The organism is Neobacillus notoginsengisoli (genome assembly GCF_003515685.1).
Lineage (GTDB): Bacteria > Bacillota > Bacilli > Bacillales > Cytobacillaceae > Bacillus_D > Bacillus_D notoginsengisoli.
Map to the genome: position 1 here is coordinate 23,173 of NZ_QWEG01000018.1, position 26,461 is coordinate 49,633.

Below are 26,461 nucleotides of genomic sequence, written 5' to 3' on the forward strand. Positions count from 1 at the left end.
CATGATGGGTAATTTAGAAGTGGCGATGGGTCTCATTGCCGGAGCCGGCGATTCCCGAAGCTACTGCATGGAGGCGATAGACTTTGCGCGAGATGGGCAGTTTGAAGATGCAAGAGAAGCTGTGGAGAAAGCCGTGACCGCCATGGTAGAAACGCATGAGATTCAGACACAGCTTATCCGCGATGAAATCGAGGGAAAGGGCGAAGCTGTTTCCCTAATTATGGTACACGCTCAGGACCACCTGAATCTGGCGCTTGTAATGCGAGATGTTGCCGAGGAATTTATTAGACTTTATGAAAGAATAAAACATTTGGAAGAGGGATAACATGCTTACCATTTCTCTAATTTGCAATTTAGGTATGTCGACAAGCATACTTGTCAATAAAATGTCAGCATACGCAAAGGAAAAAAGTATAGAGATCGACGTAGATGCGATGCCGTTTGACAAGATGGGCGACAGGATCAACAAAACTGACATCTTGTTGATTGGGCCGCAAGTTCGGCATCTCTTAAAGAAAATCCAAGCAGAACACGGTGATAAGGTTCCTGTTATTCAGGTAATGAACATGTCTCATTATGCATTGGCAAAGGCAGACGAGATTTTTGAAGAGGCATATAGGGAATATATCCAAAAAACAAATTAGGGTCTCCTGAATAATTGGAAAATTCAATACAAACAGTGGTTTTTCTGCTATAAAAAATATCGTAATCATAGGGGGAAAGTAGTTATGGAAACAAAGAAACAATCGAAACTCACTACCTTTATGGAAGAAAAGTTTGTGCCCGTCGCGGCACAGATTGGAGGTCAAAGGCATTTGCTGGCTCTGCGTGACGGCATTGTCATGATAATGCCGCTGTTGATTTTAGGCGCTTTCGCTATGATAGTCATAGACTTCCCTATTCCTGCTTGGATAGCCCTTATGGAGTCTGCCGGTTGGAGCTGGGGCGGTAAAATCGACATCTTGATAAACGCAACGTTCGGCATCATGGCAATAATCGCCGCGTTTGGTGTCGCAAGCTCGTTGGCTGGCAGCTACAAAAAGAATGATGGCACCTCAATAGACGGTATCCCCGCGGGCATTCTCGCCATAGCATCATTCTTTGTTGTTACCCAAAGCGACGGCACGGGTTCTGAAAATCTTTTTGTTGCTATGGCTTTCGCTATACTTACTGCTGAAATCTATCGTCTGTTCGTCCAAAAAAACTGGATCATCAAGCTGCCAGACACCGTACCAACAGCAGTTTCAAGACAGTTCTCAGCACTGCTTCCGGGTCTGGCTATCCTTGGTATCTCGTGGCTTATCATTGCCGTGCCAATGTCGTATACAGGTTATAAAACTATATCTCATTGGCTGAATGAAGGTCTGTTCTCCTGGCTGACCAATTTTGGTCTTTCGTATCCGTTCATGATGTTTGGATCCTTTATCGAGCATTTGTTGTGGACATTCGGTCTGCACGGATCCGCAATTATAATATTCCCTTTCTTCGAGCCACTTTGGATCAGCGTTACCCATGTCGGAACGACTTCCATCATCACATGGCCATTCTATGAAAACAACGTATGGCTCGGCGGTTCGGGCGCTACATTGCCTGTGGTAATTTATATGTTGTTATTTGCTAAGTCAAAGCTACTCAAAGATGTCGGTAAGATTTCCATAGGACCTGGAATATTTAATATTAACGAGCCGGTCACGTTCGGTCTTCCTATCGTTTTGAACCCAATGCTTATGATACCGTTTATACTCTCCCCACTCGTGATCGTCACCATCATGTATGCAGGTACATCAATCGGGCTGTTCCCTATAATGGATAAGATCGTGCCATGGACGACCCCCATCTTTATTAGCGGTTTCCTTGCCGCCTCAGGTGATATTGGTAGCAGGTTAATGGCTGTGCTGGCTCAAGTCATATGTTTTTCCGCATCGTTCATTATCTATCTGCCTTTCATCCGCGCATGGGATAAAATCAACCTGAAACGTGAGGCAGGAGAAGCTTAATTTACTATAAAAGAAAAGGAAGAATCCTCTGCCCTTTTAGGGCAGGGGTTTTTGAGGAGACGGTGCTATGAATAAAAAGGATAATGGCAACAAGGCGGTAGAGTCTTTCAAACACAGCCGCCCCAAAAATTTCTTTCGAAACAGATTTTTCGCGCTTGTAATTGATTTTATTGTCATTATGCTCTTGTGCTGGATTGTGTTTGCCATATTTGGCATACCCGATTGGGAACACTACTTACAGACTCAGGAGGCGGTCAGGGGGTTATCCGCTTCAGATACGCTAGTCGTGGAGCGTATGAAGCTCTATCAAGAGTCTTTTCTAATAACATTAAGCATAGGGGTAGCCTACGAGGCTTTAATGCTGGTGTTTTTTGGGGTGACTATAGGTAAACTGGTATTCGGTATGCGCGTCGTCAATGTCAATACGGATAAGAATTTCTACGTAGGTAAGCTCATGCTAGCTATGCGCTCCGTGATTAAGGCTGCATCAATATACTTGCTTTCAGCTATACCGTTCTTGTTTATGTGTTTGACCACATTTGGCAATTCGGAAGGACGTTCCGGGTTTGATGGATTCGCTGGTACAAAAGTTATTAAAGTAAGGAGTAAATAACTATGAATATTGCGGTTAAGACCCCGCTGATGGCTGATAAGATAAAGGAACTATTGGACGGGAATACCTTTGACGGGGTAGACTTCACTTTTTTGGAAATGAAGGGCATGGAAATAATATTCAGCGTTACCGGAGACAGTGAACAGATCGCTGTTGCCGCGACCAAGAATGCAATTAAGGCCACGGATTATGGAAGAGGACTCTACTTTTCTATTATCGTGAAATAATGGGAGCTACATTAAAAACTATGTTGTTATAAAGTTGGACGGCCTTGAGAATTACATATCATTACTTTGACCGTACCCCTGCTGAGGGGGCTACTAAATCAACGGTTCCATAAATGGATCCGTTGATTTTTTTGCCACAAACTCCTATTAGGTTCCAAGCACCACCGGTTTTTACTTGTTTCACAGTCCTCAATTCGGTAGCTAAAAAAATGAAAGAATGGCGGGTTGGCAAATCCGCCTGGAAATTACGACAAGGTCAATTTTTAATGAAATGGCTTTTCTTTGTAGGATAGGAAGTTAAGATTGTTGATTGCCAGTTGTATGGCTGCTTTTTTGCTAAGGGGGTCTGTGCCAAAGGCGATGTGATCTTTAAATGGAGGGAAGTCTTGGCAAATGGTGGCGATTGCTTCGTAGTGGGTGGCGTAGTAGAAGATATCGAGTTCAACCTCATCTCCGTGTTCGTTTATGAAGGTGGTCACTTCTCTGGATAGGTAATCAGCCATTCGTTTTTCCTCATTTCATTGCTGGATGAATTTTTGCAGAAGCGCTAAAAAATTTGTCGGAATGGCATCAGCACGTAGTATAGTACGCATGAAGAGTGACATATAGAGAACTGAAAAAATCATAAAAGAGTAAGAAATTGAGATACGGGAGCAAGGAAGGCTGGTATGAGTTGTTGGCTAGGGTTTTAATTTTGCCAGGAGGGGGTGCTGCAGTTAGGCTGATCTGTCACTTCCCGTGATTCTTGGAAAGATTTCGAACCCTTTTTGCCATTTCAAGAGAGCGCACTTCTATATGAATTAATGATACTCACGGGAATGGATTCCTTCATACCCAATCATTTAGCGACGTAAAAAAATCTAAATGATTGGTTTTTTTATTTAGATTGAAAATGTGTTTTACAAGCCGTTCGAGTCAAATCGTCAGACTATTCCTATTGATTTATTTAATTTGAAGATTTATAATGTTCTTTAACAAATGATTACTAGTTATTGAACATTTGTTCAGATATTTAAAAAAGCAATTTGGGAAAAGGTGTTTTGGGTTTTAATAGAAATAGACTGGGAGAAGGTGAATAAAGTAGCTAAAATGTATTTTTAAATGAAGCCATGAGGAGATTCTTAAAAACTTAGTATTTCAGGCCTTTAGTAGTAAGGTCAAAAAAAGAACTTACATAGGATGACCCTGATAGAAGATAGAGCTTAATTTTGAAAGCGCTCTACTTTTTATAGGTCTTGTAGTTGGAGTCAATAGGACTTAAACATACAAATAAATAAATAAAGAAATCATAATGGAAGGAATGATAGAAGTGTTTTTAAACGCTAAAAATAATCAGTACCATGTAGATCTTAAAGAGGGTGACGTAGGAAAATACGTTTTTTTACCTGGAGATCCTGGAAGAGTAGAGCTTATTGCAAGTCTCTTTGATGAATCTTGGGCTGTCGCAGAGAATCGAGAATACAAAACCTATACAGGTACTATTGATGGCATTAAGGTCTCAGTGTGTTCAACAGGTATTGGATCGCCATCGGCAGCTATTGCTGTTGAAGAGCTGAGCAGGGTAGGGGCAGATACATTTATTCGAATTGGTACGGCAGGGCCCATGCAGGATTATATTAAAAAAGGTGATGTTGTCATTGGAACTTCAGCTATAAGAGATGAAGGGACAACAAGGCAATATATGCCACTTGAATTTCCAGCTGTAGCCGATATATCAGTAACAAATGCACTATGTGAAGCAGCGAAAAAGCTGAACAAGACGTACCATGCCGGCATTATTCAATCCAAGGATTCATTTTATGGAGAAGTAGAACCAGAAACAATGCCTCTTGCTGCTACTCTTAAGGAAAGATGGCAGTGTTGGGTAGCTGGGGGTGCACTAGCTTCTGAAATGGAAGCCGCCGCCATTTATGTCATTTCATCCATAAGAAAATTAAAGGCTGGTTGTATCTTGAACATGAAGGGTTCGATGGAAGAAACCATTAAAGTAGGTTTAGAAGCTATCAGAATTTTAGAAAAACAATCTAAAGAATCGTAAGGTGGTGTTGGTTTTGGGAAAACCGATCATAGAGTTTATGAATTTTTCATACTACTATCCTAATACTGAATTGCCAGCTTTAAAAAACATCACTGCCACTATTGAAGAGGAGGACTTTATTGGTCTGATTGGTCGTAACAAAGCTGGGAAATCCACTGCCTGTCTTTCGATGATCGGCATTACTCCACATATTATGGGAGGAGACTGGATTGGCGATATAAAAGTAAACGACAAAATTTTAAACGCCTCTACGGTGTCTGATTTAACAGATACCGTGGGGGTAGTATTCCAGGATGCAGAAAGTCAATTTACACAAGAAACGGTAGAAGATGAAATAGCATTTTCAATGTGCAATTTAGGTTATGACAGATCAACGATGATTCAAAGGGTTGAAGAGGTCGTAAAAAGTTGTAATTTAGGAGAGTTCCTTGGAAGATCGCCCTTCCAGCTTTCAGGTGGGCAGCAGCAAAGGTTGGCAGTAGCCTGTCTGCTGGCATTAAGGCCCCAGGTAATAATTCTTGATGAATCTACTTCCCAATTAGATCCTATTGGGAGGGATGAGATTTTTTCTCTGGTTTCGAAGCTGCACGAACAAGGCAGAACAGTCATTATGGTTGATCATAATATCGAAAAAATTGCTGAATATTGTAATAAGGTGATGGTGCTTTTTGATGGTGAGTTGAAAATGTTTGGCCCAACAAAAGAAATCTTACAGCAAAAAGAGTTGCTTGAAATGTACGATATCAGGTTGCCACAGGTCACTAGTGCAGCATATGGACTAAAGGATGAATTGGGTTACAAGACTTTGCCGGTAAAGCTTGATGAAGCAATTGAACTGTTTAGTAAATGATGTTAAGGAGGGAGGAGTGTATGAAACCAATATTAAACACCAATGGCCTCGTTCATGAATACAAAGGCGGGGTAGTCGCACTCAAAGGCATTGATTTAACGATTTATGATAATGACTTAATCAGTATTATAGGCCAAAATGGCAGCGGGAAGTCCACGTTAGTCAAACATTTTAATGGGTTACTAAAGCCGACTGAAGGCACTGTTACCATTGACGGTGAAAGTACAACAGGGAAAAGTGTGGGCTACCTTTCAAGAAAAGTAGGTTATGTGTTTCAAAACCCGAATCACCAATTTTTTTCGAAAACTGTAAAAGAAGAACTAATGGTTGGTCCAAAAAACTTTAAATTAAGCTCCGAAATGGCTAAAGAAAGAATCGATTATGTTGTGGATCTTTTACAAATAAACGATATTTTAAATGATCATCCTATGACTCTTGACTATACAAGTAAGAAAATCGTTTCTATTGCATCTGTCCTTACTTCTGCTCCGAAGATCGTGATTATGGATGAACCAACAGGTGGTCTTGATGAACCCGGAAGACAATTGTTAAGGAAAACGATAAAACTGCTTCATGAGCAAGGCCATACAGTCATTATCATATCCCACGATATGGATTTTGTAGCTGAGAACACTGAACGAGTGATCGTGATGGCAAAAGGCCAGATCCTAATAGATTCGAATTGTGAAGGCGCATTCCGGGAAAGTGAAGTTTTGGAAAAAGCATGGATTGAACCACCGCAAATTACTTTACTTGGTAAAGAGCTGGGTTTTGATAATGAGATTATTTTAAATGTACCGGATTTTGTCGCAAAATTTAAGAACCAAAAAGTTAATCATATTTTTTAGGGAGGGATTACTATGCAGCAGATAAGAAAAACGGCAACGATCAATTCAAAAACGAAAACAACGTATGGATTGATTCTCATTCCTATTGGTATCGCAATCAATATCATTGGTGGGATGATTGCAAAGCAATTAGGACTACCTATTTTCATGGATTCGATTGGTACGATTATTGTAGCGGCTATTATGGGTCCATTAATAGGTGGTTCAACCGGGTTGCTGACAAATATTGTGTTTGGGCTGATAAGAGGCGATGTATTAAGTATGGCATTCGGTTTAGCTAATATGTCTACAGGTTTAATTGTTGGGTTTATGGCTAAATACGGTAAATTTAAAAACTGGATTCATCTATCAATAGCAGCAGTCTTCATTACTATAGCCAATTCCCTCATTGCGGCGCCAATTGTAGTGATCTTATACGGAGGGGTTAGTGGCGCTGGAGTTGACCTCTTAGTTGCTGGTGTTCTTGCGGCAGGAAAGAATATCCTATCCTCTGCATTTCTAGCCAGGTTGCCGGTTAATCTCGTTGATAAAGGGATTGCAATAACAGTTGCCTTCTTAATCTTAACAAAGCTGCCAGATAACATGAAAAATCTAATTCCTAAAAGCAAGAAAAAAGCAGATATAGCTTCCTGAACATTTACTAGTTTCTGCCAAATAGTATAGTGCCAATACACTAAGTAAAGGTATGATTATATGTTAAAAATAAATGAAAAAGACACATTTATAAGCAGGCTATACCCTATGACAAAAATCTGGTTTGCCATAGGATTAACAATCGGGATCTTTGCATTTTCCAACTATTATGTTTCTGCTGTCATATTTATTATGGCCTTTGCGATTATTGTAAAGGATGGAATGTTAAAGGAGTTTAGAGTACTTATTATTGCAGCCATCATCTTGGGTATAAGTTTATTTATGATCCAGGGCATACTAAATCCAACAAATCAAACTGTCATTTGGAATGTCATTCCTGGAACGAACTTTACTTTTTATAAAGAAGGGCTAATCATAGCTTCGAATGTATACTCTCGGATCCTACCACTCGTAGCAGCGCTTTTTTTACTGGTTCGAACGCTAAATATCACCGAGCTGGGAGTTGCTTTAAATAAGTTAGGGGTTAGTCATAGGGCGAGTTTTGTACTAACTTCAACATTCCAAATCATTACTGTTTTAAAAAGGGAAATGCAGCACATTATTGACGCTCAAAAGACAAGAGGACTTGAAACAGAGGGAAATCTTTTTAATAGAATAAAAGCCTTTATACCAATTATGGTCCCGCTTATATCTAACTCCATCATGAAGGTTCAGAGCCAAGTGATTGCTTTAGAAAGTAAGGGATTCAATTTTAACATAAAGAAATCCTATTATAGAGACCCGGAAAAAACAAACTTTGATACAGTGATGGTTGTGGGAGCCATATTATTTGCTGTTAGTGGGGTAACGTATCGGCTGTTGGTTATTTGAGTTTTAGCTAAAAGGGGACGGTTCTCGGTTTGCCAAACGGCAAACCGAGAACCGTCCCTACTCTGCTCGCAGCCTAAAAGCCGGTTCCGTGACCGGCTTTTACAGATTTTCCTTTATATAAGCTGCAGCTTCATTGTACAAGCCGCCCTGGTTTCCATACTTAATGTAATTTTTGATGGTTGATAGCCATTCCAATGTTGTTGGTTTCGTTTGGTGGATGGCGTCCAACAAATCGTCCATTGTAATAGGTCTTTCATGGCCACCATCCATAATTTCGGCTAAAACCTGTTCAGATGCTAGTTCTACTATATTTTCAATATCAGCACCTGAATAAAGTGAGGTTCGGTCAGCAAGGATTTCATAGACAATCCCATTTTCGACCGGCCTGCCGCTGAGTTTTAATTGAAATATTATCTTTCGTGCTTCCCGATCCGGTGGTGGGACGAAGACGAGTTTATCAAATCTGCCTGGTCGCTTAAAGGCATCATCTACATCCCACGGCATATTGGTCGCCCCAATAACAAGTAATTTTTCGTTCGATGTTTCCACGCTTTGAAGTTCATTCAGCATCGTATCGACCAAAGGACGCATGACATCGGAACGCGATTTCGAGCGGCTGAAACCAAGTGCATCTAACTCATCGAAAAATACTACAGCAGGTGAGTTGCCACGAGCTGTTTCAAACGCATGATGAAGATTCTGCTCACTTACGCCAACAAAGGGATCAAGAATTTCTGAAATATGGATAGGATAGAAACTAGCATGGCATTCTCCGGCAGTAGCTTTGGCAATAAATGTTTTCCCGCAGCCTGGCGGACCGTATAAGAGAATTCCCCCACCAGCTTTTTTTCGAAACTTTGCAAAAAGCCCCGGGTTCATAAATGGTTTGATGATTTTCATTTCAATCGTTTTCTTTAAATCCTGGAGGCCGCCCACATCATCGAACGTAACCTTCTTCGGAATATGATTCTCAAGTAAAAACACATTGTCCTGTTTTCGTCCCTCAATAACCTTAAAGCCTTTTGTCCGTTTTTTTGCATCTGAAGCAGGCACTTCTTCATATGGGGTAGGACTGCTGGTGTCTGGCTCATTGGATTGAACCGAATCATCACTACGTTTTATGGGCTGGATGTGCTCAGCAGCAGGTTCATTGGGGTGAATCGACTCAACAATAAGATACTGTTTGAGAGAAGAAAGCACTGCTTTTTCCAGAGCTGAGTCTTCTCCCTTTAACGCTGTCGAAAAAGCTTGCAACGCTTTTGATAGCTGTCCGGTGTTCAAATATTCTTCTCCGAGCAAAAAATGAATCTGATAATTGTCTTCATCTCGTTCTAGAATCGACTGATAAATCTCTATTTTATCCATTTAAAGCCTGCCTTTCGCGAACCATTTATATAGCAAATGAGTTATCCAGGTGTAAATGGCGAACAAAATATAAAGCCCCGCAAAAATAAAGAGTTGGATGTACAGGTGAAGCGCATTCAGCAGCAGGCCGATGATGATAAACCCAAGCCAGACGACAGCTGGCCCTCCGATTTTTCCCATGAGACGATGAGGGGCAAAAAGAGGGTGGGACACAGTATCGTAATATTCCAGCAAAGCAAGAATATTCCGGTCCTCGGGATTGAGCAGAAAGGCTTGTCTGTAACATTCCCTCGCTTCCTTCAGATCCCCTTTTAACACATGGAACATCGCCATGTTTGTCAGGTTCTGCACCTCATCAGCCGACGTCTCCATAACATTTCGAATATATTCCTGCTGCATGTTCTTATCAGCTTTCGCAAAATAAAAATCCAGTAAAAGCTGATTCACTCTTTGACTGTATGGTTCTAGTTCTCTCGCTCGTTCAAGGAGCGCAAATGCTTTTTTATCATGGCCGGCTTCAAGCATTAAACTGCCGTAGGAAGCAATCAATTCTCCATCCAGCGGATCTTTTTCATATGCAGCCAAAAACGCTTCCTCGGCTTCAGTAAACCTTCCCTCATGCTGATAAGCAGAGCCAATAAAGTGATAGCCGGTGGTTTCATCATAACCAAATCGCAGTGCTTGCCGGCAGAGGTCCCTTGATTCCTGGAAGTGTCCCCTTGAAAATTCTACTACTGCCATTTGATAGAAGGCAGTGGCGTTTTGGGGATCTTGCCGAAGCCACTTTTCAATGAGAGGTGCTGCTGCCTCAAATCTGCCAATCGTGAAATAATGGGCGATTACTGCTTCATCATTATGGTTTTCCTGAATTGTCATATCATGATCAGTCCACGTTTCCAGTTAGCATAAAAGCCGCAACGATAATAGCCAGCTTAATCACAACTCCAATCAGAATCCACAGCAAAGCAGGCTTAAACAAGGGCTGGGTTTCTCCGTCAGTCAGCAAATGCTGCTGAAATGGCTTGTTCAACACAAATTTGTAAAGAAAAAACAAAAGAATGGAGAGAATTTGCATAGAAAAACGCGGCATCCTGTTTCCTTCAGCAAAAGCATCATTGGTGTACATATAAAACATGACCAAATTAACGATCTGCACCAGAACACTGATAGTAATTAGCAAATATATACGCAGCTTCGGTACATGCAGCCACTTCGCATTTCGGGTCCCAAGCACCATCATTGGGATAGGTCCACCGATGAAAGCGACAAGAAAGAAATGGTTGATATCATACGATTTTGTTTTGCTCCAGCCGTCTTTAAGAGAAGGCTGAAAAAGCTCATTAACAGATTTGGACATAAACCTCACCCTGAAAATACCATTTTTTGTTTCTATTTCTATCATCGCAAAAATAGAGGAACTGTCAAGCACATAAGTACCTGTACTTCCCGATTTTTTTGTTACTCGGGGGTGAGGCAGGGGACGGTTCTGGTGCCTCACTATGAATGTATCGCCCGATTCAGGAAGGAATCGCATGGGGTTGACTGTTTAGCGGACGCTAGTTGGGATGGCGGGAGCCTTCGGCATAATCTGTTATGAAGGGACACGAAAGATTTTTATTTTGCCAGAAGGCTGAAAGAACACTAGAAATAGGTAAATTTAATTGGAATAGAGTCGATGGGCGGAATTTATTGGGGTAATGGTTCTCCGATGGACCTGATGCCCCTTTAAATACCCAAATTGGCAAATGGCCCTTCTCTACCATCATCCCCCAGAAATTCAGCGCGGAACAAAGCTCGGAAGCTGCGGTTTTATCCAAAGGAGCTCCGTTATGTTTAGATTCATAGATCTTATTCCGATTCACAATTATCTCCGGGGTATCTTGAAATAAATGCAGACTTATTGATTGAACGGCTACTGGCAGGCCTGCTTTCGGTTAATAAATGCAGACTTATTGATTGAACGACTGCTGGCAAGTCTGCCTTCGGTTAATAAAGGTGGACTTATTGAGGGGGACTAAATGGGGAATGTTGGCAAACCAAGAACCGTCCCTTGTTTGCCGTCACAATTTCTTCACACTTGTATATACAAGTCGCTTCAAAAAGTTGACATTCTTAATTTCTGAAAATATACTTAACTTGTAAGCATCACTAAAACGTTTTCGTTCCGAAGAAACAAGTGACCAATGGATAGCTCTCCAAGGGTAAAATTGTTTTATGGACACAGTACAGGCCTTGCTGTTGTTTTTATTTTTTATGTGATAACTAAAACGTTTTAGTGAAAACGGTAACAAAACGTGCACATTGCATCTGGACCACTTTTTTTTGACATAGGTCTAAAACGTTTTCGGAAAGGGTTTTGCAACATGATGAATTATGACTTGGGTAAGGGAGAATACGAGAACTGGGTAGTCTCCGATGTAGGGTTTTCCCCGGATACTCTAGGGAAAAGCGAATCCATTATGTATTTGGGCAATGGGTACATGGGCTTGCGCTCATCCATGGAAGAACCTTATCTCGAGGAAACGAGGAACCTGTTTATTGCAGGGACCTTCAACAAGTTTGATGAGTATGAAGTGACCGAACTGCCAAATATCGCGGATGTAACGAGATTGGACATCCGGGTAGACGGCGAGCGCTTCAGCCTTGAATTCGGTGAAACTAAGGAGTATGTGAAGCAGCTTAATTTGAAAACTGCTGAACTATCGAGAAGCTTCATCTGGACTTCTCCAAAAGGAAAACAGCTTCGTTTCCAGTTTAGGAGATTTGTATCGCTCGAAAATCTTCATCTTATAGGTAAAAAGATTGAAATTGAAGCTTTGACAGATCCCGTTTCAATTGTTATCGATTCAGGTGTCAACGCACAAGTGACAAATTCGGGTTCACAGCATTTTCATGAAGGGGAAAAACGGATTTTTGACAAGAAGTTTATTCAGTCCATCCAGACGACAATACAATCAAAAATCGATGTTGTTGTAAACACAGCTCACAAACTTACCGTAAACGGCAATGAAGTGAAAAATAACCCACTGATGGTGATGGAACGCCGCAAGGTATGGCTTCAGTTTGAAGCCGAGCTCCAGCCGAACGATTGTCTTTCACTTGAAAAGCTGACCACGGTACATACGAGCCGTGACAAGGATCTCTTCGTCTCAAGGGACAACTATAGCCTTGAGAGCCTGCGGGAAGTGTCCCTTGCCAACTTGAAAGCTGCACATGCAAGAGGCTATGAATTTGAGTTTTTGGATAGCAAGGCCGCATGGGAAGAAAAAGTCTGGGGCAAGTACAATTTAACACTAAATAGTGAAGACTCCTACGACCTACTTGCTCTTAGGTTCGCACTCTATCATCTGACAGTCATGACGCCTGCCCATGATGAACGGATGGGAATTGCTGCAAAGGCGTTAAGTGGAGAGGGATACAAAGGGCATTCATTCTGGGACACAGAAGTGTTCATTCTTCCGTTCTTCATCTATTCGAACCCGGAAGTAGCAAAATCGCTTTTAAAATACCGCTATCATGGACTTGTCGGGGCAAGGCAGAAAGCACTTGAAAACGGCTATGAAGGTGCAATGTATCCTTGGGAAGCGGCATGGCCTACGGATGGAGAGGTAACGCCTATATGGGGTTCTGTTGATATCGTGACTGGTGAGCAAACGAAGATTTGGTCCGGTTTCATTGAGCAGCATATTACGGCAGATATCGCCTATGCTGTATGGCAATATTACAAAATTAGTCATGACCAGGATTTCATGGACAACTATGGCTATGAAATGATTTTTGATACAGCAAGATTCTGGGCGAGCCGGCTTGAATGGAACGATGATAAGCAGGAATACCATATCAACAATGTCATTGGGCCGGACGAGTATAAGGAACATGTCGACAATAATGCCTTTACAAATCATATGGCCCACTTCAATATCCAGTTGGCGATCAATTATTACGACGAACTGAAGGAAACCAATCCTGACATATTGGAAAGCCTGCAAGGCCGGTTAAACTTGGCCGATTCCTATCTCCTTTGGAAGGACAAGCTGGATAAGATTTACCTGCCACAGCCGAGGGAGAAAGACTTGGTCATTCCTCAGGATGACACTTATTTGAACAAGAAGATTATTAATCTTGAAAAATACAAAAACCAGACCAAGGTTGGAAGTATGTTCCTTGACTACAACCTTGAGCAAGTAAATGAAATCCAGGTAACTAAGCAGGCCGATATTATGATCCTGTTCCTGCTCCTTGAAAACAAGTTCAGCCAGGAAGTTAAGCAGGCCAACTTCAATTATTATGAGCCAAAGACGTTGCATGACTCATCATTGAGCCTGTCAACCCATGCGATTCTTGCTAATGACCTTGGCCATACAGACATGGCTTACTCCCTTTTCAGGAGGGCGGCGGAAATTGATCTTGGTCCGGCCATGCATACATCTGATGCAGGCGTCCATGCGGCATCAATTGGCGGCATTTGGAAATCCACCGTTTATGGATTCGGCGGAGTCAGGATGCTGGACGGTAAGCTTCGCATCAATCCGCGCCTGCCAAAGCATTGGACCGAGTTAAACTTTACAATTTACTGGCAAGGAAGCCCGCTTCATGTCGATATCAATAAAGATTCATTAAAGATTAAGTCCGAGCATGCTTCCGCTGTCGAGATAGAGGTTTTTGGCAAAAGCTACACATTTACCGGCGAAACAGAGATTGCCTATCGCCAATAAATAAAACATATATGGAGGGTTCTTTATGAAAAAGTTTGCTGCTTTCGCTCTTGCACTATCCCTGATGCTTGGACTTGCTGCCTGCAGTTCATCAGGTGAAAAGTCATCAAATTCCTCAAAAAAAGATGAAATTACGCTTGCAGTCTGGGGATCTTCACCAGCTGAAACAGATGCACTTGAATCAACGATTAAAAGCTTTGAAGAATCATCAGGCAAGGAAGTAAAGGTTGAAGTGATTCAGGATAACTTCCTTGATACGATCACATCAAGATTCGCAGCCAAAAATGCGCCAGATGTATTTTATATGGAAGCATATGCCGCTCCGCGCTTCATTAAATCAGGCGTTCTGACAGATATTTCAAATGATGTGAAAAACCAGGAAGATTTCTATACACCTCAACTTGATGCGTTCAAAGATGATGAGGGCAAATTGTACGCTGTACCTAAGGATTATTCAACACTTGCACTCTATGTAAATACAGATCTACTAACAAAAGCCGGTTTTAAAGTAGAAGACATTCCGTCTGATTGGGAAGGCCTTCTGGATTTTTCAAAACAAGTACAGGCTAAATTGGACAAAGGCCAGGCTGCCATGGTCGTCGACAACACATTGGCACGCCATTTGAGCGCCTTGCTTGCAACCGGTTTGAATCCTGTTAAGGATGATGGAAATGCAGACTTTACTTCCAACCCTGAAGCTCTGAAATACTTGCAATCCCTTGCCGATGGCCAAAAAGAAGGCTATCTTGCCCATCCGAAAAACGATTTGGGCGTAGACTGGGCAGGAGCTGCATTCGGAACGAACAAAACAGTCTTCATGATCGAAGGAAACTGGGTACTGAGTGCTCTTAAAGCGGACTACCAGGACGTTAAATATGAAGTTCTGCCAGCTCCGACAATCAACGGCAAAGAGCAGACGATGACCTTTACCGTTGGCTATGCGATTTCAAAAAATACAAAGAATAAAGAAGGCGCGGTTGAATTTATCAACTATATGACTGGCGACGGGCTGAAGCAATGGAGCGAAGGCTCTGGTACATTGCCTTCACGCGCATCTGTTGCCGATGAAATGAAGGTAACCGAAGATCCAGTCCTGAAGCCGCATGTTGATGGCGCCGAATACGGAACAGTCTGGTCTTCCGGCGTAACCCTGCCTGTCATCTCCCAGTCGTTTGACAACCAATTCCTTGCCGCCCTCAACGGCGACAAATCCGTCGAACAAGCAATGAAAGACGCAGAAAAAGAAGCAAACGCCGAGATTAAGAGACAGGAATAAGAAAAGCGGAAGCGCCTGTTCAGCGCCGTACAAACTGGAGGGGCTTCGACTGAGATAAAGGAATCACGAAGAGCGATAGCGTGTTCGTGCATGACTTATCGTAGGGAGGAGGCCTGAAGTTTGCTAGGCGCTAGGCGCTGGAGCTAGACAAGGAAAAGCGAAAGCGCCTGTTTAGCGCTTGCGCAACGAAATGAGACATTCGAAGGGGGCGGGGCCGTTTCCTGCCCCTTTCTACTTCTCTTGAAATAAGAGGTGAACGAAGTGGCCAAAAAGCGTCATCAAAATTTGCAGGGATACACATTCATGACACCTGCATTGCTTGCGATTTCGATCTTTACATTGATTCCGATTCTTTATGCGTTTTTTCTCATGTTCTTTAAAGTCGATATTTTGTCAGGTGCCAAGACGTTTATTGGACTCGATAACTTTAGAAAAATATTTGAGGACCCCAAATTCTGGGCCTCGTTCAAAAATACAGTCCGATATGTAGCATTCGTGGTTCCGATTCAAACTACCCTTGCTCTTATCCTCGCCGCCTTCCTGAATACGAAAGTGAAATTCAGCAGAGCCTTCTTGACGATTATGTTTATCCCTACTTTAACGTCGTCCGCGGCCATGACACTCATTTTTATGTGGCTTTTCAATAACAACGGTTTGATTGTAAACCTTATTGATGATCTTTTTGGAGTAAAAATGCATTTCATTACAAACCCAAGCCTTGCGCTGACAGTCATCATGATTATGAATATTTTCTCAACCATCCCGCATTTCATGATTGTCTTCCTGTCTGGTTTGCAGGACATCCCGGAAAGCTTATATGAAGCAGCTTCTTTAGACGGGGCTTCTTCTATCCAAAAATTCCGCCATGTCACCATTCCTCAAATCGCGCCTATTACGTTTTATGTTTTAACAATGGGAATTGTCGGCTGTTTCCAAATCTTTGACCAGGCGTTTATTTTGTCAAATGGAACAGGCGGGCCACAAAACTCCACGCTGACGTTCTCGCTTTATATTTATCAGCTGGCGTTCAATAGTAATGATATGGGCCGGGCAACTGCCTTGGCATTCGTATTGGGAACCATCATCTTCCTTGTAACTTACACTGTCAATAAAGTATTAAAAGCGGATGAGGTGAATGGATGATGGGAAAGAAAAATACTAGATTGAAAGCTATCGTGTACACACTGTTAATATTTTATTGCTTATTAACGTTAGTCCCATTTGCCTGGAGCATCTTGACTTCCTTTAAGACGACTGCAGAAATCGCTGGGGGCGGGACATTCCTCCCGCAGGAGTGGAGTACGAGCGGTTATCAAAAAGTGTTTGGTTCCAAGCTTCCAACGTGGGTCATGAATTCACTCGTTGTTGCGCTTATCACAACATTAATTAACCTTGTCGTCAATACAATGGCGGGATATGCGCTAGCGCGGATTGACTTTCGGGGACGCAAGCTTCTGTTCAGTTTCCTGCTTGCCTTGATCATGGTCCCTGCCCAGGTAACGATGATTCCGCTCTATATCGTCATTACGAATCTAGGGCTGATCGATACGCACTGGTCGATTATCTTCACGATGATGTTCAATATTGCCTATATCTTCATGATGAGGCAGTTCTTTATCAATTTCCCAAGGGATGTTGAAGAAGCTGCAACGATGGACGGGCTTTCGAAAATTGGGACATTTTTCAGGATTGTCCTGCCGAACGCGAAGGCCGCAGTCGCAACTCAGGCAGTGTTTGTTTTCATGGGCGTGTGGAATGAATTCATGAAGCCACTTCTGTTCATCTCCAGCCCTGATAAATATATGCTCACCCAGGGATTGAATGCTCTGGCAAAGACATTCAGAAACGCAACCGCCTGGGATGTCATCATGGCCGGCGCCATCGTGTCGATTATCCCAATTTTCATCATTTACATCGTATTGAACAAATACTTTATTACCACAAATGACCAGACCGCTGGGATAAAGTAAACTTCAATTATATAGGTTGAACTAGAAATTTTCTTTTCATGGTGAAGCTTTGTTGATTTACGCTCCAGGCACTTCGCTTTCCGCGGGGCGTCAGTGGAGCCTCCTCGGCGCCTTGGCGCCTGTGGGGTCTCCACCTTGCCGCCGCATCCCGCAGGAGTCTTCGTGCCTTCCGCTCCAATCAACCTGCTTCCTTGGCTATTTTGTGTAAAAATTAACTTCAACCTATATAGTAGAGAAAAAAATACTGAATAGAGGATGGGCGAAATGGTAAAAGCAGTTATTTTTGATCTGGATGGGGTTATTGTCGATACCGCGGAATGGCATTATTTTGCCTGGAAGGATCTGGCGAACAGCATCGGCATTGATTTTAGCCGGGAATTCAATGAAGAATTAAAAGGAATCAGCCGGATGGGGAGTCTGGAAAAAATCCTCGAGCATGGCGGGGTGGCGGGTAAGTACAGCGATGAGGAAAAAATTGAGCTTGCAACTGTGAAAAATACAAACTATGTCCAATTGCTCACACAAATGAAACCAGATGATATTTTGCCAGGAATAAGAGAGTTTCTGGAGCAGTTAAAAGATAACAACATCAAGATCGGCCTGGCTTCGGCAAGCAAAAATGCACCGGCCATCTTGGATTATCTGAAACTTACGGACTACTTCGAAACTGTCATCAATCCGGATGAAGTTGCCAAGGGAAAGCCAGCTCCCGACATTTTCCTGCGCGCGGCTGAAAATCTTTCCGTACCTCCTTCCGAATGTATTGGGATTGAGGACGCGACTGCGGGAATTCAGGCAATTAAGGAAGCTGGGATGTTTGCTGTTGGAGTCGGTACGAAGGAAGTCATGGTGGAAGCAGGGGCAGACCTTGTCCTGGAAAGCACAACCGAGCTTGATTTGAAATCCATAAAAAGGGAATTTTTGCAAAAAGAATAGATTGACACTGCATGTGTTATCCGATACTTTTAAAAAAAGTGTACATGAAAGAAGGGTTGATGTTGGCTACCATTAAAGATGTGGCAAGAGAAGCTGGGGTTTCGATCAGCATTGTTTCCAAAGCTTTCAACAACTACCCGGATGTGAGTGAAAAAACAAAGAAGCGAATCCTTGAAGTAGCAAAGCAATTGAATTATTCGCCCAACCTTGTTGCCAAGAATCTGTCTTCAAAAAAGACAAATACAATTGGGCTGATTTCGTCTGGTTTTCTTGACAGCGGTGTAAAGGATAGCAATAACTCCTTTCAGCTATTTAAGGGTGTTTATACAGCGGTCGAGCAAAATCAATATGACCTTGCCATTTACATGATTGATTCCCAAAAGCAGAAAAGTAAAAGTTATGCTGCGTTTTGCAAGGAACGGAATATTGGCGGCGCCATTCTTGTTGGAGTCCGGACCGATGATCCTTTCTTTCTCGAATTAATTGGTTCTGAATTTCCGTGTGTTCTGGTCGACGTGAAAATCGCGATGGACTGCGAATACATCGGCAGTGTATCAACCGATAACGTTGCTGCCACCAAGGAAATGGCGCGGCACTTACTTGAACGAAACCATAAGGATATCGTTGTTGTGACTGGAAAAGAAGAAACGTGGGTAAACACCGAACGCCTTGCCGGGGTAAGGGAAGCAATGAAGGAATTTGGACTGGTTTTACGTGAAGGAGATATCATACATGCAGATTTTACCGAAGAAAAGGCATATGAACTTACTGCTGGTTTTTTGAAAAACAGAAAGCCAACCGCCTTCCTGTGCTTCAGTGACCTGATGGCTCTTGGCGTCATAAAAGCTGTCAAGGAAGCGGGCCTTAGCATTCCTGAAGATGTGTCGGTAACTGGTTTCGATGGGCTGCTGATCAGTGAGTTCACTCAGCCGGCATTAACGACGATTGAGCAGGACTTCTTTGAAATGGGCAGGCAAGCGGCACTTATGCTGCAGCGCTTAATCAATGGCAACGCTGAAGAAACGAGCATCCAGATAGAGTATAGGTTTGTTGATAGGGATAGTGTGGGTGAACGTGAATAAGTTGGTGGGCGTTACCCTTAATGGGGGAGCGCCCTTTTTTTTGTGAAGGAGGCAGTGAATTTGTTTGATGACGGGCCAGGTCCTGACCATGCGCGTTACTGCATTAACTCGGCAGCGCTTCGCTTCGTGCCCAAGGATCAGTTTGAAGAGGAAAGTCACGGCGAGTTCAGGAAGTTGTTCGAATAGTTTTTTATTTAGAGGGCGGTGTTTGCCCTCTTTTTCATGTGCAGGTAATTGGGTATACTATAACAGTTGATAGAGTTAGGAGGAATGAACATGCATACTTTGCAAAAGATTAATGAAGCGAGAGATTCGATTTTTGAAAAAACAAACCATCGTCCGGAAATTGGCCTGATTCTTGGCTCCGGTCTTGGCGGGCTGGCAGATGAGATTGAGGACGCGGTACATATTCCATATAGTGAAATTCCGTATTTCGCCAAGTCTGAGGCAATCGGCCATGCGAATGAGCTTGTTGTTGGGAAGCTGAAGGGCAAGACGGTTGTCGCGATGAAAGGGCGTTTCCATTATTATGAAGGGTATTCGCTAAGTGAGGTAACGTTCCCGGTCCGCGTTTTGAAAGCGCTTGGAGTGGAGACGCTGCTGATTACGAATGCCTGCGGATCGGTGAATACGAATTATGCGCCTGGTGATTTGATGCTGATTACCGATCATCTTAACCTGGTCGGTTCGAATCCGCTGATTGGCCCGAATAACGATGAGCTCGGAACCCGCTTCCCGGATTTGACCCAAGCTTATAACCGCGAGCTGCGTGCGCTTGCCCATAAGGTTGCACAAGAGAAGGGTATGGAGCTTCGTGAAGGCGTGTATGCATGGTGGAGCGGCCCGATGTATGAAACCCCGGCTGAAATCCGGATGATGCGCACGCTTGGAGCCGATGCTGTCGGAATGTCTACGGTTCCGGAGGTTGTTGTTGCGGTTCACGGCGGCATGAAGGTGCTTGGCATTTCCTGCCTGACCAATATGGCTGCAGGCGTCCTTGACCAGCCGCTAAACCATGATGAAGTCATTGAAGTTGCCGGAAAGGTTCGCGCCAACTTTGTAGAACTTGTGAAAGGTGTTATTGAACAAGCTTAATATGGCTGAATGCCCGGACCCTTATATGGGGTTTCGGGCATTTTTTAGTTTAGTACCACCTGAAAAGACTGCGAAGGATTAGGGGAGGCCCGGCTATTTTGGAACAATGGGGCATGGGCCGATTTTGCCAATTGGAAAAGGTGACGGGGCCATAAAGGGGCTGTCACTGTACCAACTTGCAGCTTTGATTCCTTTCAGTTTTTTTACAGATTGGCTAAAAAGGGACAGTTCTGTTGCTTCACTTTGAATCGATCAGTGATTCGCGCGGGATTGAAGAGGTTTTTCGTTTAGATGTCTAGTATAAAAAAAGTTTTATTAAAGACGCTGCAAGGCGTCGAAGGGGTTTCCAGTACTTCATTTTTTGGGTGGAATAAGGCATTGGGCATTGGAACCGTCTGAGCGCTTCACATTTATCGCTCGTCATAGCCTATTAGTGACACTTCGTACTTCTTTTCAGCAAAGTTAACCATCGCATAAATCCTATTGGACTTGTTGCCTTTTTCATAGCCATAGAGGAATATTTCTGTCCCTTGTGTTCTGGAGGTGAATTCATAATCATTAATAATTACTTCCATCCCTTCTTCTCTTTAAAATATTCTTTGGCTACCACAGTTGAATTTTGGATAATTTCTTCCTTTTCCTCTTTGGACATCCGATTGCACCCCTGAAGAATCATTAAGGCACAGGGTAACAACATGAAAACCTTTCTAGCCATATTGACCTCCTGCTAAAAGGGACCGGAATTGCTCTCGGCCATCACTAGAATTTTCAATGAGCTCATGACAGAGGAGCTTGATGTCCATTTGGAGCAGCTTCCAGAATCTTTTGTTGTAAAAGATTTTCAAGGGGTTAGCCGGAAGTTTTATGTTGAGAGAGGAATACTGCCTAACGGAATTTTTCTGGAAGCGTTGAGTGATCTTAAATATCAAGAAGTTTCCCCAGAAAACAACAAATTATCTGAATCTTTACAAAAGTTAAACGATAATATATACTGTCCTTATCCTACTAAAGGTTAATCTAATATACAATAACTTTTATAGAATTTGGGTTTAGTTGTAGATAAATAGATTCAGGGTTAGCGTTATTGAGATGATTAATGAAAATTCATAGCATAAGGATACTAAATTTAGAAAACATAAACCATCCGGATTACCTCTTTTATATTCTTTCCATTCTAGCATTAGAGTTGTATTTTTCCTTTTCATCTTGTTAAAGACAAAGGTCAAATCTGGTTCTATTGCCTTTTTGCGTACTCTGTAGGCCGAACGATAAATAATCGAAGGAAGTTCCTTGGCGTTGATTAAACGGCAAGGAAATATTTATGTTCTGGGCACGTTTAAGTACATCTCCAGCTCTTGATTACCCACCATTAGATGTCACGTGGTGTTTCTTAATGATGATTCTGTATCAAATTTTGACCTCGGTATTTTTTTGCTTTGGATCTAGCATCCTCCTTATTGGTGGCCTCCCTTAAAGCTTATTCCATTAAGGGTCCCATATTTGTTGGCTTGGCAAGGCGTTCAGATGATCCGTTACACTGTCCCGATGTTGTTGGAATACGTCGCTCAGGGGGTGATAGTATTATGCGTTGCTCCTACATAAATAATGGAGCCATTAACCGCTAGGCGGAGGTAAATGAGGCTGAAAATGTCGATGCAGAGCGACAGGGTAAAAGAGTCACATTCATTCAGGAGGTGAAGTATGTTGAAGGCATCTAGTAAAAACACAAAGCTAAAAGTGTTTTTAACTTCTATACTGATTATTTGCTTGGCCTTCCCGACGGTGTTTGCTACTGCTAATGATTCTGCTGCAGAGCAAGTACCATTTGTTAAAACGCCGGGGACTTTTCCGATCGTTGAGGTAACGGTTACGGGATCGGAGGCGTTGGAAGCTTTGTTCGCCGATGAACTTGATCTTGACATCTTCGGATATGACTATGACGGCGACGAATTTACTGTGACAATTCAGATTCACAACGATGAGTTGGAGTATTTTGAAGCCAACAATATTTCCTATGAGGTTGTTGATGACGGGACATGGATATTTGAGAAACCATCATCCAAAGGCAGTAAGAGTGCGAAGAGCGTTATGAGTGCTAGTGCGGAAGGGCAGCCGATTCCGGGCCTTCCGGAAAGGGCAAACGCTAGCCCTACTGTGAATTCCCCTCTTCCTCTGCCGATCACCGCCACCATTGAACCTGATGCGGTGTTCGATCCGAAGGGCGTCTCGTTTAATGCACGGTGGGGCTTTCCGGACCGTCTCGGCTACCGGACGGTGACTGAGTTCTATGCTGAAATGAACTATCTGGCCGCGAAGTATCCGGAGCTTGTTAAACTGCATGAATATGGCGTTTCGTTTGAAGGGGTGCCCCTTCGCGCGCTGGAAATCAGCAATAACCCCGGTGGTAATGATGGAAGGCCCGCCACGGTGCATCAAGCCGGCAACCATGCTAGAGAATATAACACTAGTGAGCTTGCTATGAATCTGGGCTGGCATCTCATTACCAAGTACGGTGAACCGGGGCATGAGGAAGTAACAAAACTTCTCGACACGACCTCCGTCTGGATTTTGCCTATGACAAATCCTGACGGTGTCCATTGGGATATGCGCAATAGCCCGGGCTCCTGGCGCTACAATAGGAACAATTATGCGGGAACAAAACATAACCCGGATGGCACGATAATCGGAGGCGTTGACCTGAACAGAAACTATGCTTACGGTTGGGGCAGCATCAACGGTTCGCAAAGCGTTTTCGGGCAGGGGAACTTCCGCGGCGGGGCGCCTTTAAGCGAGCCTGAAATAATGGCCGTCAGCGAGGTTTTAAGATCTAATATGGTTGTCTCATCCCTCAGCGGGCACTCTTTCCCGAATGGGAATGGGCAGCTAGTCGTCTACCCTTGGGCCTTCGTCCTCAACACTTATAGCTATGATGATACCCGGGAGCTGCCTATTCAAATTACCGATACGGTTAGTGTTAAAGATTTAGGGCGCAGGCAGGGCAACTATAATCTTTATTCCGATGAATTCACGAACGGAATGTACGCCTACAGCGGTGAAAGCTTGGATTATAAGTTAGGCGCCTTAAGGACTTTGGGTTTCCTGTATGAGTTCGGCAGGACCCTTTTGCCGAAATACACCGGCGCGGACCAGTATTATGCCGTAGCGCCATATAAGGATCAATATTTCGATGAGCCAAGAGAATTCCTGCTGACTTATCCTACAGCGGCTAATGCGGCAGGAGCAGGCGCTCCCTCAGCCGACATCAGTGCCCCACCCGTCTTTTTGAATGCGCCGTATGACGGAGGTTATGGGAGGAGCCGCTTTACGACGGTCGAGCAAGTCAATGCGCTCGGCGCCGAGTTGAACGGTAAAATTCTGGTCACCACCAGAGCGAACGCAAACAATGATAATGCCGCGATAGCCATAGCCGCACAGAATCTCGGTGCGGTTGGTGTCATCATGGTTGATGAAAATGCTTTCCCGCATGGTTACGGATACCGCCATTATAATCCGAACCTCGGCAACGGCACGACGGCTGACGTCAATCGGCCCGCTGATGTAAGGATTCCGGTCGCGGGCACTTCCAAGCCGTATGTTAGGGAACTGAACGAGAGGATAGGTTCCGGCAAATTGACGATTAAAAGCACTACGACTAACCAGGAGTCCATGGTATGGACGTTTGAAAGAAATATCGGCGCCTTTATGGAGAATATGTCCTTTGCTGCAGAATTTTCTTCGCACATCAAAGGCAAGATTACTGACAAAGCAGGCCGGCTAGTCCCGGAAGCTACTCTTAAACTGGAGAAGGAAGTAGTCAGTCCGCTTATTGAAGGCAATACCGGCCTCAATGAGGAGGCAACGCGGGATCGTATAACTCAAAGCGGTGAATTTAGGCAACAGCAGACGGCTGTTTACGAAGTAAAAGGCGGTGTATACGACTGGTCGGTCACGCCTTCCAAGCAGTTAGACAATCCGCTGATACATGGAACGCCAATCGTTGACGAAGGATATACCATTACCGTCTCCGCCCCCGGCAAAAAAAGCGTCACAAAAGAAAATGTAAAAATTTCATCCTATCAGTCGAAAATTGAATTAGACTTCGAATTGCAGAGTTTGCCAAAAGAGACAGAAGTATCGGCTTTCGTAACGAAGCTCAAGGGCAATCAAAACGACCTTACGATAACCGTTACCGAACATTATACCGATGGCTATGTAAATGAAATTACAGAAACCATCAGGATTAACAACAACGCGGCGGGTACTTATGAAGTCGGCGATAACCAGGTCTATGTGGACACCAAGGGCGATACCCAGATCCGTGAGTGCTATGTAGTTGAATAAATTTAGCGCAAAGCATATGCGAAAGGTTTAGGTGCCTGGCACTCCCAGGGTTTTAGTTTGGCACAATGTGGCAAGAGCCGATTTTGCCAAAAGGAAAAGGTGATTGGGCCATAAAGGCACTGCTACTGTACCAATTTGGAACTTTGATTTCTTCCAGTTTGGGTTGGTGTTACCATAGAGTACTTCATAGATTACTACAGGATATATAATACCCGGTTGCTAACGCAGCCGGGTTTGTTTTTCGTTTTGACAAAAATCTTTCACAAATTGCCATGTCTTTTTTGCCGTTCCAACCCTATGTAGAGGGTGAGTGGATGAATCCAAAAAACTGGGATGGCGCATTGTTGCCCATTCTGAAAACGGAGGTTTTTTGCATGAGCAAATTGTTGATTCGGGAACGGCCGATTATGGTGACTCCGGCGCTGGCGGTGAAGATTGGCTTGAATGAGGCGATTGTGCTGCAGCAAATTCATTATTGGCTAACGAAGGAGCTGCATTTGATTGATGGCCGCAGCTGGATTTACAACACGTACAAGGAATGGAACGAGCAGCTGCCTTTCTGGTCGGAAAGTACGATTAAGCGCGTGTTTAAAACGCTCGAGGATCTGGGCTATGTCGTATCGGGCAATTTCAACAGGTCGAAAATGGACCAGACGAAGTGGTATACGATTGATTACGAGAAACTGAAGGAGCTGGATGAGGAGGAGTTTACTTTGGTGGATGTGGAGGACCTGAGCGAGCCTGAAGCACAGAAGAAAACCGAAGTTGTGGAGGAGGTTCCGGTTGCTGAGGTGGTGGAGTACTTGAATAAAAAGACGTATTCAACGTATAAGACCGGGACGGGAAAGACGCGGATACTGATCCGTGCCCGGTGGATGGAGGGATTTAGGCTGGCTGACTTCAAGAAAGTTATCGACAAAAAGGCAGATGAATGGTTGGAACACCCAAAATGGAGCCGCTACTTGCGTCCCGAAACACTATTTGGACCGAAGTTTGAATCGTACCTGAACCAAAAAACTGTGAGGAAGAGGGAAGAGGACTTCTATTTTGATGATGAGTGAGGCAGGGGACGGTTCTAGTGCCTCACTGTGAATGTATCATCCCATTCCGGAAGGAATCGGATGAATTGACGATTTACCGGATGCCCGCTGGGATGGCGGGAGCCTTCGGCATCCTTTGTTGTGAAGGGACACGAAAGGTTTTTATTTTGCAAGAGGGGGTGAATGGTTGGCAGAAGGTTGAAAGAAAACTAGAAATTAGTAAATTATATTTGGATAGAGTCCATGGGTATTCGGGTAAGCTTGGGGGATATGTAAGTTTGCCGAGCTGAGCAAGAAAGGTTTTTCTGAAGTTGTTGAGGTGCTCTGCAAAGGGGAAGGTATAGGTATGATTTTGACCTGTTCCATGTCGTAAACCTGTTACATTTTCTTGGTACAATTAAGCCGCCCTATATGCCCATATGCCCCATATGTATCCTTCGATTAACTTCAAAGCCAGCAAACTCATGCTTTCTCGTTTCGCGGATTGGTTTTCCGTAAGTGAGTAGAGGCTGGTTTTTATAGGAGTCAATCGGATGTTTTGCAATAAAAAGGCCCAATCAGCTGAGTGAGTTGGTTGGGCCTTAGTGCTTATTATTTGATAGGG

28 protein-coding genes and 1 pseudogene are annotated in these 26,461 nt (G+C 43.5%); 22 read left to right on the forward strand and 7 right to left on the reverse strand.

Annotation, left to right across the window (positions count from 1 at the left end; translation table 11 throughout):
- Position 1: 1 nt before the first annotated feature.
- From D1B31_RS20925 to D1B31_RS20945, 5 genes are all read left to right on the forward strand, one after another.
- Complete coding sequence (locus D1B31_RS20925) at positions 2-325, forward strand: PTS lactose/cellobiose transporter subunit IIA (protein ID WP_204563051.1); 324 nt, start codon at positions 2-4, stop codon at positions 323-325.
- 1 nt (position 326) lies between these two features.
- Positions 327-644: a PTS sugar transporter subunit IIB gene (locus D1B31_RS20930; protein WP_118924115.1), complete on the forward strand. Its 318-nt coding sequence runs from the start codon at positions 327-329 to the stop codon at positions 642-644.
- Positions 645-728: 84 nt separating this feature from the next.
- Positions 729-1,997: a PTS sugar transporter subunit IIC gene (locus D1B31_RS20935; protein ID WP_118924117.1), complete on the forward strand. Its 1,269-nt coding sequence runs from the start codon at positions 729-731 to the stop codon at positions 1,995-1,997.
- Between the two features lie 67 nt (positions 1,998-2,064).
- A complete protein-coding gene (locus tag D1B31_RS20940) occupies positions 2,065-2,610 on the forward strand; it encodes an RDD family protein (protein ID WP_118924119.1) in 546 nt (181 codons plus the stop codon).
- Positions 2,611-2,612: 2 nt separating this feature from the next.
- Entirely contained in the window at positions 2,613-2,837 is a 225-nt protein-coding gene (locus D1B31_RS20945; protein WP_118924121.1) for a hypothetical protein, read from the forward strand.
- Positions 2,838-3,100: 263 nt separating this feature from the next.
- Here D1B31_RS20945 and D1B31_RS20950 read toward each other — a convergent pair whose 3' ends face one another.
- Positions 3,101-3,340 carry a hypothetical protein gene (locus D1B31_RS20950; RefSeq protein WP_118924123.1) on the reverse strand — a complete coding sequence of 80 codons (240 nt, stop codon included), beginning with the start codon at positions 3,338-3,340 and terminating at the stop codon, positions 3,101-3,103.
- Positions 3,341-4,137: 797 nt separating this feature from the next.
- Here D1B31_RS20950 and udp point away from each other — a divergent pair.
- From udp to D1B31_RS20975, 5 genes are read left to right on the forward strand one after another with little or no spacing between them, the layout of a single operon-like run.
- Positions 4,138-4,875, forward strand: a complete 738-nt coding sequence (udp, locus tag D1B31_RS20955) for a uridine phosphorylase (RefSeq protein WP_118924194.1) — start codon at positions 4,138-4,140, stop codon at positions 4,873-4,875.
- A 13-nt stretch (positions 4,876-4,888) separates the two neighbouring features.
- Complete coding sequence (locus D1B31_RS20960) at positions 4,889-5,725, forward strand: energy-coupling factor ABC transporter ATP-binding protein (protein WP_118924125.1); 837 nt, start codon at positions 4,889-4,891, stop codon at positions 5,723-5,725.
- A gap of 20 nt (positions 5,726-5,745) precedes the next feature.
- Complete coding sequence (locus D1B31_RS20965; RefSeq protein WP_118924127.1) at positions 5,746-6,573, forward strand: energy-coupling factor ABC transporter ATP-binding protein; 828 nt, start codon at positions 5,746-5,748, stop codon at positions 6,571-6,573.
- A gap of 12 nt (positions 6,574-6,585) precedes the next feature.
- Positions 6,586-7,206: an ECF transporter S component gene (locus tag D1B31_RS20970; RefSeq protein ID WP_118924129.1), complete on the forward strand. Its 621-nt coding sequence runs from the start codon at positions 6,586-6,588 to the stop codon at positions 7,204-7,206.
- A 60-nt stretch (positions 7,207-7,266) separates the two neighbouring features.
- A complete protein-coding gene (locus D1B31_RS20975; RefSeq protein WP_118924131.1) occupies positions 7,267-8,037 on the forward strand; it encodes an energy-coupling factor transporter transmembrane component T family protein in 771 nt (256 codons plus the stop codon).
- Positions 8,038-8,136: 99 nt separating this feature from the next.
- Here the strand turns inward: D1B31_RS20975 and D1B31_RS20980 are convergent, their stop codons facing one another.
- The 4 genes from D1B31_RS20980 to D1B31_RS23920 all read right to left on the reverse strand — a co-directional run bounded on the left by D1B31_RS20980 (position 8,137) and on the right by D1B31_RS23920 (position 11,264).
- Complete coding sequence (locus D1B31_RS20980; protein ID WP_118924133.1) at positions 8,137-9,402, reverse strand: AAA family ATPase; 1,266 nt, start codon at positions 9,400-9,402, stop codon at positions 8,137-8,139.
- Positions 9,403-10,278, reverse strand: coding sequence for a tetratricopeptide repeat protein (locus D1B31_RS20985; protein ID WP_118924135.1), 876 nt, complete (start codon positions 10,276-10,278; stop codon positions 9,403-9,405).
- A 7-nt stretch (positions 10,279-10,285) separates the two neighbouring features.
- Entirely contained in the window at positions 10,286-10,759 is a 474-nt protein-coding gene (locus tag D1B31_RS20990; RefSeq protein ID WP_118924137.1) for a hypothetical protein, read from the reverse strand.
- A gap of 199 nt (positions 10,760-10,958) precedes the next feature.
- A complete protein-coding gene (locus tag D1B31_RS23920; RefSeq protein ID WP_142922612.1) occupies positions 10,959-11,264 on the reverse strand; it encodes a hypothetical protein in 306 nt (101 codons plus the stop codon).
- A gap of 501 nt (positions 11,265-11,765) precedes the next feature.
- Here D1B31_RS23920 and D1B31_RS20995 point away from each other — a divergent pair.
- The 8 genes and pseudogenes from D1B31_RS20995 to D1B31_RS21035 all read left to right on the forward strand — a co-directional run bounded on the left by D1B31_RS20995 (position 11,766) and on the right by D1B31_RS21035 (position 20,476).
- Entirely contained in the window at positions 11,766-14,117 is a 2,352-nt protein-coding gene (locus tag D1B31_RS20995) for a glycoside hydrolase family 65 protein (protein WP_118924139.1), read from the forward strand.
- Between the two features lie 25 nt (positions 14,118-14,142).
- Positions 14,143-15,393 (forward strand): sugar ABC transporter substrate-binding protein, encoded by a 1,251-nt coding sequence (locus D1B31_RS21000; protein WP_118924142.1) that lies wholly within the window; start codon positions 14,143-14,145, stop codon positions 15,391-15,393.
- 261 nt (positions 15,394-15,654) lie between these two features.
- Entirely contained in the window at positions 15,655-16,536 is an 882-nt protein-coding gene (locus D1B31_RS21005; protein ID WP_240035373.1) for a carbohydrate ABC transporter permease, read from the forward strand.
- A complete protein-coding gene (locus tag D1B31_RS21010; RefSeq protein WP_118924144.1) occupies positions 16,533-17,363 on the forward strand; it encodes a carbohydrate ABC transporter permease in 831 nt (276 codons plus the stop codon). The genes D1B31_RS21005 and D1B31_RS21010 overlap by 4 nt, the downstream gene beginning before the upstream one ends.
- A gap of 255 nt (positions 17,364-17,618) precedes the next feature.
- Positions 17,619-18,299 (forward strand): beta-phosphoglucomutase, encoded by a 681-nt coding sequence (gene pgmB, locus D1B31_RS21020; RefSeq protein ID WP_118924148.1) that lies wholly within the window; start codon positions 17,619-17,621, stop codon positions 18,297-18,299.
- 11 nt (positions 18,300-18,310) lie between these two features.
- Entirely contained in the window at positions 18,311-19,381 is a 1,071-nt protein-coding gene (locus tag D1B31_RS21025; protein ID WP_240035374.1) for a LacI family DNA-binding transcriptional regulator, read from the forward strand.
- 57 nt (positions 19,382-19,438) lie between these two features.
- Positions 19,439-19,567: pseudogene (locus D1B31_RS21030) on the forward strand (peptide-methionine (R)-S-oxide reductase); the annotation flags it as partial.
- A gap of 90 nt (positions 19,568-19,657) precedes the next feature.
- A complete protein-coding gene (locus D1B31_RS21035; RefSeq protein ID WP_118924152.1) occupies positions 19,658-20,476 on the forward strand; it encodes a purine-nucleoside phosphorylase in 819 nt (272 codons plus the stop codon).
- Between the two features lie 410 nt (positions 20,477-20,886).
- On the opposite strand, the gene D1B31_RS24485 is transcribed toward D1B31_RS21035, so the two are convergent.
- Positions 20,887-21,051, reverse strand: coding sequence for a hypothetical protein (locus tag D1B31_RS24485; protein WP_158587639.1), 165 nt, complete (start codon positions 21,049-21,051; stop codon positions 20,887-20,889).
- Positions 21,042-21,191, reverse strand: coding sequence for a hypothetical protein (locus D1B31_RS24490; protein ID WP_158587640.1), 150 nt, complete (start codon positions 21,189-21,191; stop codon positions 21,042-21,044). The genes D1B31_RS24485 and D1B31_RS24490 overlap by 10 nt, the downstream gene beginning before the upstream one ends.
- A 64-nt stretch (positions 21,192-21,255) precedes the next feature.
- Here D1B31_RS24490 and D1B31_RS21040 point away from each other — a divergent pair, with 64 nt between their 5' ends.
- The 4 genes from D1B31_RS21040 to D1B31_RS21055 all read left to right on the forward strand — a co-directional run bounded on the left by D1B31_RS21040 (position 21,256) and on the right by D1B31_RS21055 (position 26,147).
- The gene (locus D1B31_RS21040; protein WP_158587641.1) at positions 21,256-21,492 is read left to right on the forward strand and encodes a DUF7686 domain-containing protein; all 237 of its coding nucleotides are present in this window, start codon (positions 21,256-21,258) and stop codon (positions 21,490-21,492) included.
- 685 nt (positions 21,493-22,177) lie between these two features.
- Positions 22,178-24,817 carry a M14 family zinc carboxypeptidase gene (locus D1B31_RS21045; RefSeq protein ID WP_118924156.1) on the forward strand — a complete coding sequence of 880 codons (2,640 nt, stop codon included), beginning with the start codon at positions 22,178-22,180 and terminating at the stop codon, positions 24,815-24,817.
- 374 nt (positions 24,818-25,191) lie between these two features.
- Positions 25,192-25,878, forward strand: a complete 687-nt coding sequence (locus tag D1B31_RS21050; protein WP_118924200.1) for a conserved phage C-terminal domain-containing protein — start codon at positions 25,192-25,194, stop codon at positions 25,876-25,878.
- A gap of 17 nt (positions 25,879-25,895) precedes the next feature.
- Complete coding sequence (locus tag D1B31_RS21055) at positions 25,896-26,147, forward strand: hypothetical protein (protein WP_118924158.1); 252 nt, start codon at positions 25,896-25,898, stop codon at positions 26,145-26,147.
- The last annotated feature ends 314 nt before the right edge of the window (positions 26,148-26,461 follow it).